Source organism: Parasphingorhabdus sp. (assembly GCF_041748495.1).
Lineage (GTDB): Bacteria > Pseudomonadota > Alphaproteobacteria > Sphingomonadales > Sphingomonadaceae > Parasphingorhabdus.
The window spans coordinates 1-2,730 of sequence record NZ_JBGTDD010000177.1; the positions used below are offsets into that span (position 1 = coordinate 1).

At 58.9% G+C, this 2,730-nt stretch carries 4 protein-coding genes and 1 pseudogene; all 5 read right to left on the minus strand.

What is annotated here, in order from left to right:
- A pseudogene (locus tag ACEW8J_RS15015) lies at window positions 1-710 on the minus strand (NADH-quinone oxidoreductase subunit D); the annotation flags it as partial.
- 123 nt (window positions 711-833) lie between these two features.
- Window positions 834-1,616, minus strand: coding sequence for an NADH-quinone oxidoreductase subunit C (locus ACEW8J_RS15020; RefSeq protein WP_373492452.1), 783 nt, complete (start codon window positions 1,614-1,616; stop codon window positions 834-836).
- Window positions 1,616-1,810 (minus strand): hypothetical protein, encoded by a 195-nt coding sequence (locus tag ACEW8J_RS15025; RefSeq protein WP_373492453.1) that lies wholly within the window; start codon window positions 1,808-1,810, stop codon window positions 1,616-1,618. Before ACEW8J_RS15025 ends, ACEW8J_RS15020 begins: the two co-directional genes overlap by 1 nt.
- A 2-nt stretch (window positions 1,811-1,812) precedes the next feature.
- On the minus strand, window positions 1,813-2,385 hold the full coding sequence (locus ACEW8J_RS15030; protein ID WP_373492454.1) for an NADH-quinone oxidoreductase subunit B family protein: 573 nt from the start codon (window positions 2,383-2,385) through the stop codon (window positions 1,813-1,815).
- On the minus strand, window positions 2,376-2,723 hold the full coding sequence (ndhC, locus tag ACEW8J_RS15035) for an NADH-quinone oxidoreductase subunit A (protein WP_373492455.1): 348 nt from the start codon (window positions 2,721-2,723) through the stop codon (window positions 2,376-2,378). The genes ACEW8J_RS15030 and ndhC overlap by 10 nt, the downstream gene beginning before the upstream one ends.
- Window positions 2,724-2,730: the final 7 nt, after the last annotated feature.

Here is a 2,730-nt window from a genome sequence, read left to right on the forward strand (position 1 = left end):
CCGGAAAAGCCCCAGCGCACCGCGTCATCCTTGGACACGGTGGCGATGTTGACATTGCGCTGCTTGAAGATGCGGTTGTCGACCACCAGGCTCATGGCATCCTCGAACAGGGTCGGGAATTCGTCGAGCCAGTCGGCGATATCGGCGAGCAGCTTCAGCGGCACATCCTGATGGACGCCGCCGGGCCGGAACCAGGCGCTGTGCATCCGCGCGCCGCTGGCCCGTTCGAAAAATTCCAGGCATTGCTCGCGAATTTCGAACACCCAGATATTCGGCGTCATTGCGCCGACATCCATGACGTGGGCGCCGAGATTGAGCATATGGTTGCAGATCCGGGTCAGCTCGGCGAACAATACCCGCAGATATTGACCGCGCAGCGGCACCTCGAGATCGAGCAGTTTCTCGATCGCCAGCACGTAACTATATTCCATCGCCAGCGGCGAGCAATAATCCAGCCGGTCAAAATAGGGCAAGGCCTGCAAATAGGTCTTGTGCTCGATCAGCTTTTCGGTGCCGCGGTGAAGCAGGCCGATATGCGGATCGACCCGTTCGACAATCTCGCCGTCCAGCTCCATCACCATCCGCAGCACGCCATGCGCCGCCGGATGCTGGGGACCGAAGTTGATCGTGAAATTCTGGATCTCCAGATCGCCGACCGTAGGATCGGCGGCGTCAGCCAGATGGTCCATTTCGTCGAGATAGTCAGCCACGTTTGCCTCCTTTGGAGCGAACGTGCCCCTGCGCAGGCAGGGGCCCATCTAGGACCATGGCGTCCAGCGGTAATGGCGGGAGATGGATTCCTGCCTGCGCAGGAAAACAGAACAAAGAAGCCATCACTTCCCTTCCCCCTTCTTCTGCGTACCGGACTTGGTCTGCTTCGGCGCCGGCTTCTCGACCTCGGCCTCGCTGCGCTTCGATGGCTTGGCCGCTTTTTTGTCTGCCTTCTTGCCAGCGCCGGTATCGCTTGGCTTCTCGGTCGTTTTCGGCGTTGGCGGCGGCGCCTGGCCCTCCACTTTTTCATCACCGGGCAGGATATAATCCGCGCCCTCCCAGGGCGACATGAAATCAAAGTTGCGGAAATCCTGCGCCAGTTTCACCGGCTCATAAACCACGCGCTTGGCTTCCTCGGAATAGCGCATCTCGACATAGCCGGTCAGCGGGAAATCCTTGCGGAACGGGTGGCCCTGGAAACCATAATCGGTCAATATCCGCCGCAAATCGGTGTTGCCGTCGAACAATACGCCATACATGTCGAACACTTCGCGCTCGAGCCAGCCGGCGACTTCCCAGATATGGGTGACGCTCGGCACCGGATTATCCTCGTCGGTCGAGACCTTGACCCGGATACGATGGTTCTTTGTCAGGCTGAGCAGATGATAGCAGACCTCGAACCGCTCCGGCCGATCCGGATAATCGACACCGGCGATTTCCACCAGCTGCTGATATTCATGCTTGTCGCGCAGCTTTTCTAGCACCGTGGCCAGCTTCTTGCGCTCGACGGTAAAGCTGATTTCGCCATAGGCCTCGACGGTATCGAGCAGGGCGGCACCGATCGCCTTGCCAAGCTTGGCGGCGACGCCGCTGTTGCTGGAGATCACGGGAGCCGAATGGGCCATCAGAAATCCCCGTTCGTCTCGAGCGAAGTCGAGAGACCGTTTGTGGTGACACCGTTAGTCCTGAGCATGGCGCGTTTGCCGTTAGTGGTGAGCTTGTCGAACCACGCCTCAAGGCCAGAGGCGCCCTTCGACAAGCTCAGGGCGAAGGGAAGCATGGACAAGCTCAGTGCTAACGTATTCAGCTTACCGATCATATTCACCGTTCAAACGTCCCGATGCGGCGGATTTTCCGCTGCAATTGCATCACGCCGTAAAGCAAGGCCTCGGCAGTCGGCGGGCATCCGGGGACATAAATATCAACCGGCACGATCCGGTCACAGCCACGAACCACCGAATAACTGTAATGATAATAGCCGCCGCCATTGGCGCAGCTGCCCATCGAGATCACATATTTGGGGTCGGACATCTGGTCATAGACCTTGCGCAGCGCCGGGGCCATCTTGTTGCACAGGGTGCCGGCAACGATCATCACGTCCGACTGGCGCGGGCTGGCGCGCGGAGCCGCACCAAAGCGCTCCATGTCGTAGCGCGGCATGTTGACGTGGATCATCTCGACCGCGCAGCAGGCGAGACCGAAGGTCATCCACCACAGCGAACCGGTGCGGGCCCAGTTGAACAGGTCCTCGGTCGACGTGACAAGGAACCCCTTGTCATTGACTTCCGAATTCATGTCCTTGAAAAATCCGTCGTCGGGCTCCTGCGCGGCGCGCATCGGCGTGCCGTCCGCGTTCAGAATTGCCGATCCGGGCATGGTTTGGCCTACTCCCATTCGAGCGCTCCCATTTTCCATTCGTAAATGAAGCCAACCGTCAGGATCAGCAGAAAGACCATCATCGATCCCCAGCCCAGCCAGGCCGTCTGATCAAGCGAAACCGCCCAGGGAAAGAGAAAGGCCGCTTCCAGATCGAAAATGATGAACAGGATGGCGACGAGATAGAAGCGCACGTCAAACTGGCTGCGACTGTCTTCAAACGCGGGAAAGCCGCATTCATATTCCGAGAGCTTTTCCGCGCTCGGATTGTGGGTTCCGGTGAGCCGGGACACACCCATCGGCAGGAACACAAAGGCTGTCGACAAGCCTGCGGCTACAAACAGGAACAACAATATCGGTGCA